General features: G+C 51.5%; 15 protein-coding genes. 6 read left to right on the top strand and 9 right to left on the bottom strand.

Annotation, left to right across the window (positions count from 1 at the left end):
• Positions 1 to 25: 25 nt before the first annotated feature.
• The 3 genes from JW953_24135 (at position 26) to JW953_24125 (ending at position 3,076) form a co-directional block, all read left to right on the top strand.
• Complete coding sequence (locus tag JW953_24135) at positions 26 to 757, top strand: transglycosylase SLT domain-containing protein (GenBank protein MBN1995797.1); 732 nt, start codon at positions 26 to 28, stop codon at positions 755 to 757.
• A 94-nt stretch (positions 758 to 851) separates the two neighbouring features.
• Positions 852 to 1,877: an alcohol dehydrogenase catalytic domain-containing protein gene (locus JW953_24130; protein ID MBN1995796.1), complete on the top strand. Its 1,026-nt coding sequence runs from the start codon at positions 852 to 854 to the stop codon at positions 1,875 to 1,877.
• A 584-nt stretch (positions 1,878 to 2,461) separates the two neighbouring features.
• Complete coding sequence (locus JW953_24125) at positions 2,462 to 3,076, top strand: helix-turn-helix transcriptional regulator (protein MBN1995795.1); 615 nt, start codon at positions 2,462 to 2,464, stop codon at positions 3,074 to 3,076.
• A 21-nt stretch (positions 3,077 to 3,097) separates the two neighbouring features.
• Here the strand turns inward: JW953_24125 and JW953_24120 are convergent, their stop codons facing one another.
• The 7 genes from JW953_24120 to JW953_24090 form a co-directional block, all read right to left on the bottom strand.
• The gene (locus tag JW953_24120; GenBank protein ID MBN1995794.1) at positions 3,098 to 4,063 is read right to left on the bottom strand and encodes an ABC transporter permease; all 966 of its coding nucleotides are present in this window, start codon (positions 4,061 to 4,063) and stop codon (positions 3,098 to 3,100) included.
• A complete protein-coding gene (locus tag JW953_24115) occupies positions 4,060 to 5,160 on the bottom strand; it encodes an ABC transporter permease (GenBank protein MBN1995793.1) in 1,101 nt (366 codons plus the stop codon). Before JW953_24115 ends, JW953_24120 begins: the two co-directional genes overlap by 4 nt.
• Positions 5,160 to 6,692, bottom strand: coding sequence for an ABC transporter ATP-binding protein (locus JW953_24110; protein ID MBN1995792.1), 1,533 nt, complete (start codon positions 6,690 to 6,692; stop codon positions 5,160 to 5,162). Before JW953_24110 ends, JW953_24115 begins: the two co-directional genes overlap by 1 nt.
• A gap of 172 nt (positions 6,693 to 6,864) precedes the next feature.
• Complete coding sequence (locus tag JW953_24105; GenBank protein ID MBN1995791.1) at positions 6,865 to 8,136, bottom strand: BMP family ABC transporter substrate-binding protein; 1,272 nt, start codon at positions 8,134 to 8,136, stop codon at positions 6,865 to 6,867.
• A gap of 288 nt (positions 8,137 to 8,424) precedes the next feature.
• Positions 8,425 to 10,128: an adenine deaminase gene (gene ade, locus JW953_24100; GenBank protein MBN1995790.1), complete on the bottom strand. Its 1,704-nt coding sequence runs from the start codon at positions 10,126 to 10,128 to the stop codon at positions 8,425 to 8,427.
• 86 nt (positions 10,129 to 10,214) lie between these two features.
• Positions 10,215 to 10,925: a class I SAM-dependent methyltransferase gene (locus JW953_24095; protein MBN1995789.1), complete on the bottom strand. Its 711-nt coding sequence runs from the start codon at positions 10,923 to 10,925 to the stop codon at positions 10,215 to 10,217.
• Positions 10,926 to 10,966: 41 nt separating this feature from the next.
• A complete protein-coding gene (locus JW953_24090; protein ID MBN1995788.1) occupies positions 10,967 to 11,845 on the bottom strand; it encodes a hypothetical protein in 879 nt (292 codons plus the stop codon).
• A 163-nt stretch (positions 11,846 to 12,008) separates the two neighbouring features.
• Between JW953_24090 and JW953_24085 the strand changes: the two genes are divergently transcribed.
• Positions 12,009 to 12,479, top strand: coding sequence for a GIY-YIG nuclease family protein (locus JW953_24085; GenBank protein MBN1995787.1), 471 nt, complete (start codon positions 12,009 to 12,011; stop codon positions 12,477 to 12,479).
• A 15-nt stretch (positions 12,480 to 12,494) separates the two neighbouring features.
• Here the strand turns inward: JW953_24085 and JW953_24080 are convergent, their stop codons facing one another.
• Positions 12,495 to 13,019, bottom strand: a complete 525-nt coding sequence (locus JW953_24080) for a DUF456 domain-containing protein (protein ID MBN1995786.1) — start codon at positions 13,017 to 13,019, stop codon at positions 12,495 to 12,497.
• A gap of 257 nt (positions 13,020 to 13,276) precedes the next feature.
• Between JW953_24080 and JW953_24075 the strand changes: the two genes are divergently transcribed.
• On the top strand, positions 13,277 to 13,999 hold the full coding sequence (locus tag JW953_24075; GenBank protein MBN1995785.1) for a response regulator transcription factor: 723 nt from the start codon (positions 13,277 to 13,279) through the stop codon (positions 13,997 to 13,999).
• 26 nt (positions 14,000 to 14,025) lie between these two features.
• Complete coding sequence (locus tag JW953_24070; protein MBN1995784.1) at positions 14,026 to 15,534, top strand: HAMP domain-containing histidine kinase; 1,509 nt, start codon at positions 14,026 to 14,028, stop codon at positions 15,532 to 15,534.
• Here the strand turns inward: JW953_24070 and JW953_24065 are convergent, their stop codons facing one another.
• Positions 15,535 to 16,761, bottom strand: a complete 1,227-nt coding sequence (locus JW953_24065) for a protein kinase (protein MBN1995783.1) — start codon at positions 16,759 to 16,761, stop codon at positions 15,535 to 15,537. It abuts the gene before it with no gap.
• Positions 16,762 to 16,836 lie beyond the last annotated feature (75 nt).

The raw sequence follows: 16,836 nt of genomic DNA, 5'->3' as shown, positions 1-16,836 counted from the left end.
TATTTGAATCCCGGTAGGCCAAAAAATGGCGGATGATCAACCTCAAGATGCGGTCGGCAACCTAGCGCTCTGTGATTCCTGTAACCGGGCTTTGGTCAAGCCCGGGCAAAAATATCGGTGGCGGCGGAAACTATCGGCGCAAAACAAATGGATGTTGACGGTTGCCTGTCTGCTTGCTTTAAGTGTTTTGGTTATCGTGTCTGGAGTTGATTCTTTTACCCCAACCAGAATTGCCGGGCAAAAAAGTGTGGTTGCCGATCTGGCGCCAGAAATAACAGTAGACGTTGAAATAACTTACGAGAAAATGTTCCAGGAGATTGCGCCCCAATATGGCTTGGATTGGAAGTTGTTGGCCCGCCAGGCCCATCGAGAAAGTCGCTTCGACCCTTTGGCCGTGGGCAAGGCTAATGAAGCAGGTTTGATGCAAATTATCCCTTCTACCTGGAACGAGTGGGCCCCAAAGCTAGGCGTGGCCGACCCTTACGACCCTTATAGCAACGTGTTGGTGGCCGCCGCTTACCTGGCTTATTTGAGAGAATATTTTGCCAAAATGGGGTATCCCGAAGAACGTTGGATGCTGGTGGCTTATAATTGGGGGCCGCACAATCTAGGCCAATTGCTTGAAAGTGGAGGAGAGTGGGAGCAAATACCGGAGAAGCAACGCCGATACGTTCTGGATATTTTAAATTCGGCGTCAGATACACCGCCCGGTTGGGAAAAAATCCGGGATAGGCCGGTTGCCAGAATCACTCCTTGAAGTTTATAATTCTCCAGGTTGGGCAGACTTCATTACGTCTAACCTGAACAAACAAATGGTTCAAGGCATTTCTAAAAAGTAAGGAGAAAAAACAATGCAGCAAGCTGCCTTCTACGAAAGAAACAAAACGATCCGTGTGGGAGAATGTGTACCTGTGCCGCCTACGTCTGGGGAAGTGCAGGTGCAGGTGGCTTACGGCGGTATTTGCGGCACAGATTTACACATTTATCACGGTGCCATGGATTGGCGCGTTGCCGAATCTCAAATTATGGGCCATGAAATCTCTGGTACAATTTCGGCGGTTGGGGCAGGGGTGACTGGCTTTTCTCTTGGCGACAGGGTGACAGTGATGCCCCTTGACCCGTGCGGCGAATGTCCAGCTTGTTTGGCCGGGCATAGTCATATCTGCCACAATTTAAAATTTTTGGGTATTGATACCCCAGGCGGTTTTCAAAGCTACTGGACTGTGCCGGCTCATACAATTTTGCCCTTACCCGCGCATCTCTCTTTGACCTATGGCGCAATGATTGAACCTTTAGCCGTTGCTTGCCACGATGTTCGTTTGGGAGAGGTAGAACGTGATGAGTTTGTGGTGGTGTTGGGCGGCGGCCCAATTGGGGCTTTGATTGGTTTTGTGGCCCAAAACAAAGGAGCGCGGGTTGTTGTTTCAGAAATAAACCCCTTCCGGGTTGATTTGCTTGGCCGGCTGGGTCTTGAAACCATAAACCCACAAAAAACCGATTTAGTAAAATTGGTAGAAGAGCGTACCGACCAAGCCGGAGCCGACGTGGTGTTTGAAGTCACCGCTCATCCTGCCGGAGCGGAAATGATGACCAAGCTGCCTCGCACGCGCGGCCGCATTGTGATTGTCGGCATTTTCAGTAAATCGCCCCAGGTTGACCTTTTCCGTTTTTTCTGGCGCGAATTGAAATTACGCGGCGCGCGTGTTTATGAAAAAGTTGATTTTGAGCAGGCCATTCAACTGGCTGACTCCGGCAGCATCCCGCTCGATGGCCTTATTTCTGCAACTTATCCTCTGACCAAATTGCAAGATGGTCTCCAACAAATGGAAAAGGGGGGGGAGATTATGAAAATACTGATTAGTTGTTCGGAGAACTGAAAAGCTTACAAAGTCTGTTATAGGGGGCAGACAAGACTCAGTAAATCCAATTTTTAGATAGAGGGAAGGGTGACAGTCACTTCAAGGCTATTTTTCAAAAAATCGTCTTTTTTGCCATTTTAAGTGACTGTCACCTGATAAATTTGGATCTGCTGAGATTAAATTGGACGGGAGAATTTCAAAGGAATCATCGTTTTTCTGGCTTTGGAAATGTCTAATTATGTGGAGGGGACCATCCTCACTGTTGACGGTGGCTGGATGGCTCGGTGTTTCCAAAATAATCCATAAATCAAAGTGTCTGGTAAAAACGTACTGTTTCTTACGCAGGTGGAAGCTGTTACAATATTGTAAATGGATTAGGGAAAATAATCATTGAGGTAGTGAAAGAAAGAGTGTCAACGCGGAAAAAGAAGACGCAAAGATTATGTTTACCCCTAATCTTTGCGCCTTACAGTTCCTGCAGAATTTTCCCTCCCTCCTTTTCTCGCAGGAAATTTATTGTGGCTAGTTTATCATTTTGAGGGGGGCTAGTCAATAGGAAATTAGAGAAAGATATTTTTCCTTTTTAATGTTGGGAGCTGTTTTTGTACCAAGAGAAGTATTTTACGGTCGGTAAGGCCCTGGAATCTCATCAAAAAGAACTCATCCGGGGGTTATTGGATATTGTAGATGCTTATTATAACCTTGAGGCCAACGCGTCTCTATTGCACCACTTGGTTTATAGCTTAACAGAGGCTTTTTTTGTGTTTCTACACAATTTGGGAGGCAATATCCCGGCTCAACTGGGTGAGGAACTGAATCAAATCAAAGCCACACCTATGTTCCTGGCCGGTATCAACAAGACAATGCGAGAATTTTGTTTCTCTTGTTTATCAGGCGAATTGTTGATTGCCGGGCTGGAAGCAACCGCAGATTTTTATAATTATCTTGTTCAGGCCTACATTCAAACAAATCAGGGGCTTTTGTTGATGGGGGCCATCAGCCGGCAGGAGCGCCTGAGGCTAAAAGCATCGTTGACGGAACGAGAGGTTGAAGTACTGCGGCGTTTAGTGGAAGGCCATACAAATAGGCAGATTGCGGCAGCAATGGGGGTTACGGAGCGGACGGTTGTCAATTATCTGAAACAGGCCCGCCAAAAATTGGGGACACAACGTCGTTTGGAGACTATATTGGCAGCGGCCAAGCTGTTTAATCTCTAATCAAACCTGGCCATAATTTTGTTATAGTCCCCGCTCGCCACGAATGTAAGGAAGACCCAATGCTGCGGGTGCGCCAAGGCGTTTTCTGGCCGCAGCTCGTGAACCCAAAACCAGGGCAATGATGGTCAGAAGGTAAGGCGTCATCTGGAGGAAGAAGCCCCAGTTAGAATTGATGTAGAGGGGATTGGTAAAACCAAACAGGGTGGCGGGTCCTTGCAAATCTAGAATGCCCCGGCGCAGTGCGCCAAAGAGATAAGCTCCCAAAGCCGCCCGAAGCGGGTCCCACTGAGCAAATATAACCAAGGCAATAGCAATCCAGCCCTGCCCAGAAGTAGTTTGAGAGCTGTACCAGCCCGGCGAGACAGACAGGCTGATGGTAACCCCGGCCAAACCCGCCAAACACCCCCCCACAAACACGTAAAAATAACGCAGTCCGTAAACGTTTATACCCATTGTATCGGCCGCTTCCGGTTTTTCACCCACGGCCCGCAAATGCATGCCGGGCCTAGTTTTGTAGATGTAATACCAGGCCAGGGGGGCAAAAATATAACCTATGTAAACCAGCAGGCTATGGTTTTCAAAAAACACAGGCCCAATAAAGGGAATGGCAAGCAGACCAGGAAGGTCAAATGAAGGTATCAGGGGAGGATTCTGGCCGGTCAACCCTTCGCCCAGCACCAGGGCCAAACCTGTGCCCAAAAAAGTAAGCGACAGGCCGCTCACCACCTGATCTGCTTGAAAGTGAATAGTCACCAGCGCATGGGCTAAGCTCAATAGGCCGCCGGCAATAGTGGCTACCATCAAGCCCAACCAGGGATTACCTGTAGCCAGGGAAGTGCTGAAACCTGCCATTGCGCCCAATAACATCATGCCTTCAACGCCCAAGTTAAGCACGCCGGACCGCTCGGCAAAAATTTCGCCAATGCCTGCAAAAAGCAAGATAGTGCCTGTAGCTATGCCGGCATGTAAAATAATGATCAGGTTCATGTTACCTCTCTGCTTGTCCTTAACAGGCGGATTTTATAACGCAGCAGCACATCACTGCTAATGACCATAAAGAGAATAATGCCTTGTAAGAGAAAGGCCAGCCCCGATGGCTGAATTTCTCGCCCGGCTACAATCAGCGCACCAAAGAGAATAGAAACAATAACCACGGCAAAAGGGTTCAGTTTGGCCAACCAGGCTACAATAATCCCCGTAAATCCATAGCCCGGCGAGATGCGTTCTTGCAAGCGGTGGACTACTCCACTTATTTCTGACATTCCGGCCAAACCGGCCAAAGCCCCGGACAGCATCATGACCAGCACGATATTTTTGACAATATTAATGCCTGCATAACGGGCCGCCTCTGGGTTATCACCCGTGAGTCTAATTTCGTACCCCCACCGGCTGCGGGCCAATATCCACCATACAATTACTACGGCCACCAGGGCAATGACAAAGCCTAAATGCAGGGTGACGCCGGAGAAAGCTCTGTATTGGCGGGCATAGTCGGCCAGCCGGGGCAACCAAGCTGACTTTTCAAAAGTAGGCGTCATCTGAAACCCGGCGTCGCTCCATTTATCAAAAATCCAGAAATTATTCCATAAGATGGCCACGTAGTTGAGCATAAGGGTGGTGATGATCTCATTAACCTGGAACCGACCTTTGAGATAGCCGGGGATAAAGCCCCATAAGGCTCCACCCAGCATGCCCATGATCATCATCAACCCCAGCACCACCACCTTTGGGCTGTCTAAAGGCACCATAGGCACCAGCACCACCAAACTGGCCCCAAAGGCGCCGGCGTAAAACTGCCCTTCAGCGCCAATGTTCCACAATTTCATTTTGAAGGCAACAGCGCAGGCTAACCCTACCAAAATAAGGGGCGTCGCCTTTACCAGGGTGTCAGAAAAAACCGCCCAACTGCCAAAGGTGGCATTAAAAAAGAACCTGCCCGCCAGGAGCGGTTGGCCGCCAATTATTTTGAGAATAATGCCGCTAATAATAAAGGCTATCACCACTGAACCAAGAGAGGTGGCTGCCGGCAACCATTTGGGGATATCTTCGACTCGTTTTTCAAAAGTAAGGGTAAATGGCGTCATCAATTTTCACCTGCCTTCACTACCTCGGTGCCGGTCATCATCAAGCCAATTTCCTTGATGTCAGCTTCATCGGCGGGCATTGTGCCCATGATTTTGCCGTCAAAAATAACCGCAATGCGGTCGCTTAAAGCCAGTAGCTCTTCCAATTCTTCCGAGATAAGTAAAATGGCGGTACCGGCCTCACGTTGCTCTAATAATAAATTTTGAATTGCTTCAATTGCGCCAACGTCTAAACCACGGGTTGGCTGCACGGCCACCATTAATTGAGGTTGGGCCGAAATTTCCCGGGCCAGAATGACCTTTTGCAAATTGCCGCCTGAGAGATTACGGGCCACTGTTTGGACACTGGGCGCCAAAATGTTGTATTTATTTTTTAATTCCCGGGCCTGGGTCCGGGCATTGGTAAAGTTTATGCTCCAACCATTGCCAATAGGTTCGCGGCGATAATTCTTCATAATCGTATTATCGGTAATGCTTAAATTAGGGGCGCTGCCAACGCCGGTGCGGTCCGCCGGTACGTAAGATACTTTACGCTCAATAGAAGTAAGCGGGGGTTGGTTGCTGACTTCCTGCTCATTAATTTTAATGCTGCCGGAACATGGCCGCAAGCCGGTAATCACTTCGGCCAATTCTGTTTGCCCATTGCCGGCCACTCCGGCAATGCCCAAAATCTCACCGCTGCGAACTTCCAGGGACAATCCCCGGAGGGCGGGCACGCCCTTGTTATTATTAGCCTGAACGTTGTTTACTGCCAGCACCACCTCGCCCGGTTCTTGGGGTTTTTTGTGTACCACAAACACTACATTACGCCCCACCATCAATTGAGCCAGCTCTTCTCTGGTGACTCCTTCCATATTCCGACCCTCGGCGGTAACTCTGCCTTTGCGCAACACGGTGATCCGGTCGGCCACAGCGGTGACTTCATGGAGTTTATGGCTGATGAAAACAATGGATTTACCCTGTTTCACCATTGAGCGCATAGTGTTCATTAACTCGTCTATTTCTTGCGGAGCCAATACGGCTGTCGGCTCGTCCATAATCAAAATATTTGCCCCCCGGTAGAGCACTTTCAAAATCTCAACGCGCTGCTGCTCCCCTACAGAAAGATGCCAGATTTTGGCCGTGGGGTCAACGCGCAGGCCAAATTGCTTTTGCAACTCTAAAATCTTCTGATCGTACACTTTTAAGTTCATGAAAAATTTAGGGTCATCTAATCCCAGGAGAATGTTTTCGGTGACGGTTTGGGTGGGCACCAGCATAAAGTGCTGGTGAATCATGCCAATTCCCTGGGCTATGGCCGCTTTGGGGGAGTTGAAGTTGACCGGTTCGCCGTAGATTTTTATTGCGCCGGAGGCGGGTTTATAAAGACCGGCCAACACGTTCATCAGCGTGCTTTTCCCCGCCCCATTTTCGCCCAGCAAGGCGTGGATTTCTCCTTGCTTTAGAGTGAAGTTTACGTGGTCGTTGGCCAACACGCCAGGGAAGCGGACCACAATGTCGTTCATCTCAACGGCATAGCTTGTTTTGGTCATAAACGTCACCTTGATTCTTGAGAGTGCTTTATCAAAATAGGCGAGGGCTATCTGAGAGCAGAATTAACAAACGGCGGAAATAGAAACTTTATCTTTTGTTAATTCCGGTCCGGCAACTAAAGCCGAGGCGGTTTTTAAAACCGCCTCGGCTTGAAAATTAAGCCAGGGTTGTTTACTCTAACTCAGGCAGTTCGGCGGTAATGTTTTCATTCCACCAGTACATGCAGGTTTTACATTCGCTGCCAAATTGGGAAAAGCCATCCAGGTCTAATTGCTCAAGCTTTTCGCCTTCGGCCAGAACCACATTGCCCTGATTGTCTTTGATGGGGCCGGAGAAAACGTCAAAGCGATTAAATTCGCCCTTGAGCATTTTGTCCAGGGTTTCGCGAATGAGAGCCAGGTCTTCTTCTGGCAAACCCTCTACGCCCGGCTGGGGTGTTTCGCCTTCCATAAAGCCATACAGACCCAGACCGCCGCTGTCGGCGTCAAAATATTCCCAGCCACCTTTCCAGGTGCCTGCGCGAGACTTTTCAACGATGTCGGCGTAAATTGGGCCCCAGTTCCAATACATAGAAGTGAGGCAGGCATCAACGGTGCAGTTTCCGTAGTAGTCGTAGGTGATGCCCCATTTACCCTCGGGAGCGGCTTCGGCAGGCGCAGGGGTGTCGGCACCGGTCATCACTATTTGGGCCCCGCCATCAAAGAGCGAAGCTGCGGCTTCTTTTTCCAGAATGGGATCGTGCCAGGTGTAAATCCAGCGAACATCAATTGTACATTCGGGACAGGTTTTTTGTACACCCAGGGCAAAGGCGTTGCCCAGGCGCAGCTCTTCAGGAATGGGGAATGTAGCAATGTAACCCAATTTGGGGTTGCCGTCAACTTTGGCCCGTGAACCGGCCAGCATGCCGGCCAGGTATTTCATATCTTCCATCGCGCCCATCAGGTTCCCAAAGTTGGCTTCGTTAGACTTGAAGCCACTAATGTGAATGATATCCACATCCGGGAACTCTTCGGCCACAATCTCCGAGGCGTCCATAAAACCAAAGGAAGTGGTGAAGATCACGTCAAAGCCTTTTCTGGCCAGCGAGCGAGTAACCTGCTCAGAGTCGGCCCCTTCAGCTACGTTTTCAACGTAAGCGGTGTGGACGTTGTCAAGGTTTTCTTCAACATACATCCGGCCAACGTCGTGGGCTTGACTCCAGCCGCCGTCGTCGTGAGGGCCAACGTAAACAAAGGCGACGTTATATTTGCCTTCTTCAATCGAAGGTATCTGATATTTTCCACCTTCGGCTTCGGTGACGGCCTCTTCGGCGCCTTCTTGGGGGGCTGCTTCTTCCGCCGCCGGTTCTTCCGCCGCCGGCTGTTCAGGCGCCGGCGTAGCGGCACACGCTGCTATTAAAACCAGAACTACAATTAACAATCCCAGCCAAACAAAGCGTTTCATAACGAATCTCCTCCTAAAACTAAGAGATGGGTAATAACTTATTTTGAATAGATAACCATCGCCTTGTTAACAACCCAAGTTGCCGGTTGTCAAACAACTACCATTTGTGAAGAGATCTTTTATAGACTATGGGGTCATATAATGTCCTCCTTGAGACAGTTAATCTTGAAGTAAGAATAAAAAAGGTGTCAAAGTGTTTGGGGGGGATATCTTAACGCTTGCTGTTACTCTGACACAACCCCATGCTACCATAACGCGCCGACTTGTCAAAAAGGTAAATCCTGGGTTTCAGACAAAGAGCGAAACCAGTTGAAATCGGTCAACATCCACCAAACCGTGATCGGTTAGTTTGAGGGAGGGAATGACCGGCAAGGCCAGGAAACTCATGGCCATGAAGGGATCGTGCAACGGCGAGCCGAGTTGGTGGGCGGCCCTGAGCAACTGGCCCATCCGGTCACGCACTCGCTCAATGGGTTGATCGCTCATCAGCCCGGCGATGGGTAAAGGGAGTTGACACAAAACGGTATCGCCCTCAACGGCAGCCATGCCGCCCCGGGTATTGGCTACAGCGTGGGCAGCCGTAAGCATGCTTTGGTCGTCGGCGCCGATAACCACGATATTATGGTGATCATGAGCTACCGTGCTGGCAATGGCGCCACGTTTGAGGCCGATGCCGCGCACCAAGCCTTTGCCCACGTTGCCGGTGGCCAAGTGACGCTCAATAACGGCCATTTTGAGGATGTCGCGGTTAGTATCGGTGATAATTTTGCCGTTTGTTTGAGGCGCTTCTTCAATAATGTGGTTGGTGAGTATTTGGTTGGGGATGGCGCCAATGATGCGCACTTGGCTGCCGTTGGCCGGAATGTTGAAATTAACCTTGCTCCAATCTACGTTCATTGAGCTGCGTAGAATACTGTGCCGCACTTCGCGTTCCCAGGGTAGCATTTGGCCGTCTTTGGCCACCAGTTTGCCGCCGCGATAAACCAACTCTGCCGTTGGGGCTTGCAAGTTGGAAAATATCATCAAATCGGCCCGGCGACCGGGCGCAATAGCCCCCCGGTCGTGCAGGTGGAAATATTCGGAGGGGTTGAGCGTGGCCATGCGGAAAGCGGTCAGGGGAGGAATGCCTTCGGCAATGGCCGTGCGCAGCATAAAGTCTATGTGACCTTCTTCCAGCAGGTCGGCCGGTTGGCGGTCGTCGGTGCAAAAGCAAATGCGATGGGCGTTTTCAGGCGTTACATAAGGCAGAAGCGATTTGAGATTACGGGCATTGGTGGCCTCGCGGAAAAAAATATACATGCCCAAACGCAGTTTCTCCAACACTTCTTCACCCGTGGTACATTCGTGGTCACTGCCGATGCTGGCGTTCACATAAGCCATGAGGCCTTTACCGCTCAAACCGGGACAGTGGCCATCTTTAACCACCCCTTTGAACGAGCGAATTTTATTGAGTACGCTTTCTTCGCCAGCTACCACGCCGGGAAAGTTCATCACTTCGGCCAGGCCAATAACATAAGGTTCGCGTTGCAATGGCTCCAGATCGTACCACTCCAGCGACGCGCCGGTAGTTTCCATGTGGGTGCTGGGCACGCAACTGGGGGCATTGACGTACACGCTGAGGGGGTTGTGTTTGGCCATTTCTAACATAAAGCGAATGCCTTCCAGTCCCAGCACATTGGCAATTTCGTGAGGATCGGTAACGACGGTAGTGGTGCCCCGGGGCACTACGGCTCGGGCAAATTCGGGAGGCGGAACCATGGCGCTCTCAATATGCACGTGACTATCAATCAGCCCAGGGGCTACATAGCGTCCCCCCAGGTCAACCGTTTGTTGAGCCTCGTAATCGCCCAGCCCCACTATGCGGGAGTGGGCAATGGCAATGTGGGTGTCAATGATTTCCCCGGTAAAAAGATTTATGACTTTACAGTTTTTTAAAATCAGGTCGGCCGGCTCGTCGCCGCGCGCGATTCTGATCAGTTGGGCCAGTTCCATACAGCTATCTCCTTTTTTGCGCTAACTGTTTGTTTTGCCGGTTATTTTACCCGCCAACGGCCGACAATAACACTTTGGCTGCAAGTTCAATGTTCAACCTTTTGCGCCCAAACCAGGTTGTAAATATCTTCCCAGGGCCGGATGTCAAGATGTTGCAAGGGGAAGCTTTTTAAAATGGTGACGAGCGTTTTGGCGCGCCATGTTTTACCCGGCATCAGGCGGACCTCCCAGCCAATGCGGTGAGTGACCAGTAGCCAGCCTTGAGCGGGATTTATTTTTGAGGCCGGCTGCAAAACGCGAATCAACTCGGCCAGGCCTTTTTGGGGGTTGGGTAAAAATTCCAGCGCCTCCAGGCAGGTGACCAGGGGGAAACTGTTATCGGCAAAGGGCAAGGCCATTGCATCGGCCTGGATGAGGGTTATCCTGGATCGGTCAGTGGCTGTGTCGCGCCGGGCCACGTTCAGCATTTTAGAAGCGCGGTCTAAACCAATCACCTTGCCCTGGTACAAAGGTTGATCGAACAGGGCCAGCGGGACGCGCCCCGTGCCGGTGGCTACATCTAAAACCATTGCTTCGGGTTGGTGGCAGAGCCGGTTGGCCAGCGGCCGACCCAGGCAAAAGGCTTCCATTTCCCTATTAAAATCTTTGATCTTGTTGTAACGTTCTGCCGTCCAATCATATAGCAGGGCCACCAGCGGCGCACCCAGGTAAGCCCCTTCAGCCAGAATAAGCTGCCAGTAAAGAATTAAACCAATGATTAAAATAGTAACTAAGGCAATAGTGAACCAGATTATCATTTATTGGTTAAGCGCAAAGGTGATACCTGAAACCTGATACGTTACAGACTGGCCAACGAAAGCCCCACCGCCATAACACCCATCACCAGAAGGGGCTGCACTTTTTGCAGAAAGTCGGCAGGATGATTAAACTTGGTTTTAATGATGAATTGCGCTGTCAGGAGCACGCTTAAAATAGCTGCGCCGGACAATAATTGCCAACCCAGCAGCCAGAAAACTGCGGCTACCTGGCCTAAGAAGAAAAGCATTTGGGCGCGATGGTGCTGGCCCAACATTCTTAGCCCGCCCAGGTAAGTAGCCCAAAAACAGAAGGCAGGGATCAAGCCAAAGGGCGAGAGCGCCGACCACAGGGCCAGGCCCATAGACCAGGGTAACAACAATTCAACCAGGGCCGGCAGGCATCCTCTTTGGGCGGTGGTTAAGTCGGTGGAAATTTGCCCGGCCAGGATGGTCAGACAGACGGCTAGCAGGGTCAGCCAAAAAATGGCCGGGGCCAAAAAGAGACCAAGCAGCAGGGCCAGGATAGTGGCTAACCAAAACGCTATGAATTTGCGGCCGTATGCAGGCCAGTAACTTTTTTGCCACCAAACCTGGTAACGACGCAATTGCAACGCCAAACGTCCCGCCATTGAGCCTGGCTGGGTATAAGGCAGGGAAAACCCATACGCCGGCGGCGGCTCTAATTGGGCTGTGGCAATTCTGCGCCACAACCCCTGTTGCACCGACAAATCCCATAGGCCGCCCAAAATAGGATCAACCAGCAGCCACAGGCCTAGCAGGGACAACAAGGTGGACAGGTTGAAGGTAGCCTGGCCCGTTGATAGCGCGCCGGCCAAAGCAGCCCAGCCTGGCCCCAAACGTAGCCAGGGTTGGGCCAGGGAGAGCGTCAGATATAAGGTGTGTCCCAAAGGACGTTGCAAGTTGGTCTCCTGAAATGGCGAACCGATCTTAAAGGATTGCCGCAACCGTTAAGGTTGTGAATTAACTAAATTACCCCATAACCGTTGTCGCAATCTTTAGGTCCGGCAATGAGCAGATGGTTATTTATTATGCCACAGGCAACATACAATAGGCAATACGCTAATGGCTGATGAAACAGGAAATTATGTTTTACTGCTTCACCTACCTATTGATGAACAGCTGACCATTGGCAAACTGGGAACATTCGATTTTCCGGCAGGCTGGTATGCCTACGTGGGCAGTGCGTTTGGGTCTGGCGGGTTGGTAGGACGGCTCAAATACCATTTGAAGCCGGTAGAGAAACCGCATTGGCATATTGATTACTTGCGCCAGGCCGCCCGTTTGCAGGAAATCTGGCTCTCGCCCGGCAGTGAACGTCGTGAGCGGGAATGGGTTGACCTAATGCTGGCCATCCCCGGCGCAATGGTAGTGGTGGAAGGTTTTGGCGCGTCCGACTCGGACCGCGAGAGTCATCTGATTTATTTTGACGTGCGACCTTTGTTGGAGGATTTTGCAGTGGGCGTGCGAGCGCGTTTCCCGGGCGCGCAGGTGCTGCGGGCTTATGAAGACCTTAAAGGTTCCGGAAAACTTTAGGAGCCGGATAAATTTTCACCCTCCCCAATAAGCCCTAACCAGAAAGATGCTAAACATCAACACCCCGGAAGTTACCCTGGCCATAATGCCTGCTACGGACCCGGCGATGTAGCCTTTGGTGGCCCTGACCGCCCTCTCCCAATCGCCCCGACGTTTCCACTCTATCCACAATACCCCGGCCACCATCCCGATTAGCCCGGCAAAACAACCCAACACCGGCGTACCGATCAAACTGAGGATGATGCCCACAATCAGTCCTAGCACTGCCCCCACAAAAATGGCCAGGCAGGAAGCGCCACCCAATTTGGCCCCAAAGTGTCCGGCGACAACATCCACTACCAGGCCCACAATCATCAAAATAGTCAGTACGCCAAATGTAAGCCAGCCCAGATTTTCCCAACCCAAAACCAGGCCGTAAAAAATAGCTGCCGCCCAGATGACCACAGTGCCGGGGATAGGGGGAACTGCCGTAAAAATAAGGCCAACCATCATTGTAAACAGCGTGATAAAAATTATCACCCCTTGCCAGAATTCGGTCATGGATCAATCACCTCCTGAAATAAGGTTCCATAACGGGGATCACGTGTCAAGCCTCGCATGCCCAGGGGTACGATGGGGTTCTCCGTGGCGTGTCTGCTTAATAAGAAGATACCATAAATGATTAAAGCTGACAATCAGATGCTTGAATTTTTCAGCCATACTTGACACAGGCGGGCGGAGCTTGGTTGTCAAGGCAAAAGGAGATGTGATACAATAAAAAGCACATTTCAGGAATGGAGATAATCCAACGTTCCATTATGGCCAACGATCTCATTCTTATTGTGGACGATGAAGAAAACATCATTGAGTTGGGCCGGCTTTACCTGGAAAACGAGGGCTATCAAGTGGAGGCCGCGTATGACGGCATAGAGGCCCTCAAGAAATTTGAGCGCCGCCAACCCACGCTGATTGTATTGGACTTGATGTTGCCGGAACTGAATGGCTGGGAAGTGTGCAAAAAAATCAGGGCGACCAGCGACGTGCCCATCATTATGCTTACCGCCCGCACCGACGACATTGACAAAATTGTAGGGCTGGAATTGGGCGCGGACGACTATATGACCAAACCCTACAACCCTCGGGAATTGGTGGCGCGGGTAAAGGCCGTTTTGCGGCGGGGGAGGATGCAGACAGGCCAACCTCCTGTGCCCCCTGCGGATAGCCCGGCCCACGTTGAAACGCCAATTTTGCGAGCAGGCCCGCTCATTATCGCCCCGGCTCGCCGTGAAGCTCACCTGGATGGTAAATTGCTGGACTTGCGGACCAAAGAGTTTGATTTGCTGCAAACCTTTGTGGAGAACAAAGGTCTGGCCCTGAGCCGGGAAAAGCTGCTGGAACTGGCCTGGGGATATGACTTTTATGGCGAAACCCGAACGGTTGACGTGCATGTGGCCCATCTCCGCGATAAACTTAGCCCCGACGAACGGGTTGGCATTGAAACGGTGTGGGGCGTGGGCTACAAATTTGTTTGCCGGGAGTAGGCGATGAGCAAGAAGGGTGTTTGGTTATGAGCCTGCGGTGGCGCCTGATCATCTCATACATTCTCATAATTGCGGTCAGTTTAACCCTGGCCTTTTTGACCCTCATCTTGATTGCCCGTCCGGTGCAGAGCCGCCTGATCCGTTTGCGGCTGGCGGCGCAAACCCAGCGGGTAGGCGCTCAAATTGACAACCTTCTGCGCCAGGGCGTGCCCATAGAGAAGATTTTGCCCCGCCTGGATTCCTGGGCGGCGCAAAATCAAACCCGCCTGGTTTTTCTTGACCCAACGGGTGTGGTTGTGTTTGACAGTCAAGATATATGGGTAGGGCAACGGCCCGCTATTGGCCTGGGGGAAACCAGGCCGCCGCCGTCTCGTTCGCCTGCTCAAAGCGGAACGTTTGACCCGCCCGGCGGCGGCACGTTTATTTACGCGGCCGTGCCCGTTGGCCCGGCCGGTCAACCGCTTGGCTATTTGGCGGAAGTGGCGCCCTATGCCCCAACCCCACTTGATTTGCTGACTGAATTGGGCCAGGGTTTTTTAATGGCCGGGACAATAGCCCTGGCGCTCTCTCTTTTTTTGGGACTATTGATCACTCGGTCGGTGACGCGCCCCTTGCAACACATCACCAGGGCCGCCAGCGCCGTTGCCGCCGGCGATTACGAACATCGTATGGCCGAGAGCGGGCCGCCGGAGCTCAAACGGGTGGCGGCCAGTTTTAATGTGATGATTGGCCGGGTTGAAAACAGCCAGCGAGCCGTGCGCGATTTTGTGTCCAATGTGTCGCACGAATTGAAAACGCCGCTCACATCTATCCAGGGATTTTCGCAAGCCATTATGGAGGGCGCTACCCAAGATGAGCTGGCGCAGCGCCGCGCCGCCAAGATTATTCATCAAGAAGCAAGCCGGATGGCCCGGCTGGTGGAAGATTTATTGGACCTGGCGCGTATTGATGCGGGGCAGGTGGTGATGAACAAAACCCCGGTGGATTTATCCCATATTTTAGCCAATACGCTGGAGCATTTGTTGCCCCAGGCAGCCCAAAAACAAATTGAGGTGGTGCAGCAGTGGGGTGATTTGCCTCGCGTGGTGGGGGATGGCGACCGGTTGGCCCAGGTTTTTACTAATCTCCTGGATAATGCCGTACATCATACCCCGGTTGAGGGACGGGTGATCATTAGCAGCCGTATTGACAAACATTTGCCTCGTCCCCGGCGAGTCAAGCCCGGTTTAGTGCAGGCTGATGTGACAACGGCGCTTTCGGAGCGAGGCGATTTTGTTGAGATCGGCATTACCAACACCGGGCCGGAGATTCCAGCCGACGATCTGGCTCGCATCTTTGAGCGTTTTTATCAAGTAGATAAAAGTCGCAAACGGAGTCGCGGCACCGGATTAGGTTTGGCCATTGTTAAAGAGATTGTTGACGCGCATGGGGGTTACGTCAACGCGCAGAGTAAAGCGGGGGAAGGCACAACAATTACAGTGGTCCTGCCGGTCAGCGAAGCCGACGCCCGCACCCTCATTTCATCTCGCCGTTAATTAACCTATTAAAAAATGCAACTCAATTTGCCCACAGCGGATCAGGTCGTTATTTTTGAGAGTGACCATCTGGCGAGGCGTCAGCTTGATGCCATTGACAAAAGTGCCATTGGTGCTGCTCAAGTCTTCAATAAACCACTCATTATCTTGGTTTACCAGGCGGCTATGTTGGCGGGAGACGCCGGCTTTGCTGCCGCCGTAAGGGGCTAAATCAATGCCGGGCACTTTATCTTTAGAAGCCCGGCCAATAATCAGCTCCGGTTGGCCTGAGATCAAAATTTCTTGGCCGCCGGGGCTAACCGTCAGGCGGACTTTTGGCTCTCGCCGTTTGGCCTTGACACTTTCTGTCGTCGTCATCAGGCTGGTGAGTTCGCGTTGGGCTTCTTTCAAGGCTCCAGAAAATTCTATCATTGTTTGATAGCGGTCTTCCGGTTCCTGGGCCAGGGCTTTATCTAAAATAGGCACAAAGAGGGGGGGCGCATCGGGGTTGATTTTTAAAAGAGGGGCCGGCGGATCAGTCAGGCGGGCCATCAGAAAATCAAAGGTGGTTTCACCGGCAAAGGGAAGCTTGCCGGTTAAAAGCTCGTACAAAACAATGCCCAGGGAATAAATATCTACGCGGGTATCAATCTCACCCTCTTGAATTTGCTCGGGGGCGGCGTAAGCCATAGTGCCTAATACCTGGCCGGGCATGGTCAGGTTGGGCCTGGTAGAGTGTTCCATTTTGGCCAGGCCAAAATCGGCCAAAAGGGGCCAATCTTCGGCGGGCATTAAAATGTTGGCCGGTTTAATATCTCGGTGGATAATGTGGCGATCATGCGCAAAAGCCAGGGCCTCGGAAACGGGAATAATAATTGTGAGGGCCTGCTGCCAGGTAAAGGGCTGGTCGAGTTTGATGCGGTCTTTTAAAGAGCCGCCCGGCACGTACTCCATTACAATATAGGCCCACCCTTTTTCCTCGCCATAACCGTAAATGGTCAAAATATTTCGGTGACGCAAGGCCGCGATAGCCTGGGCTTCCAGACGAAAACGAGCCAGCATTGTCTCCTCGGCGACTCCCGTGGCCTGGATAGGCACTACTTTGATCGCTACCCAACGCGATAAGGCTTCATCAAACCCTTTGTAAATGCTGGCCATCCCGCCGGTGGCCACTAACTCTTTTAACTCGTAGCCGCCAAAATGTTGGCCGGTTAAATCGTCTATAAATTTTCCGCCAGGAATGTCCATGCTACCACCTACCAGAGAACAATGAAGACCCTAAATATCTTTAGGGTTTGGGATATTAAAAAGGGACGCGCAGAA

It is taken from the genome of Anaerolineae bacterium, assembly GCA_016931895.1.
GTDB lineage: Bacteria > Chloroflexota > Anaerolineae > 4572-78 > J111 > JAFGNV01.
The sequence above is the reverse complement of the archived record's forward strand: the minus strand, read 5'-3'. Positions and strand labels throughout refer to the sequence as shown.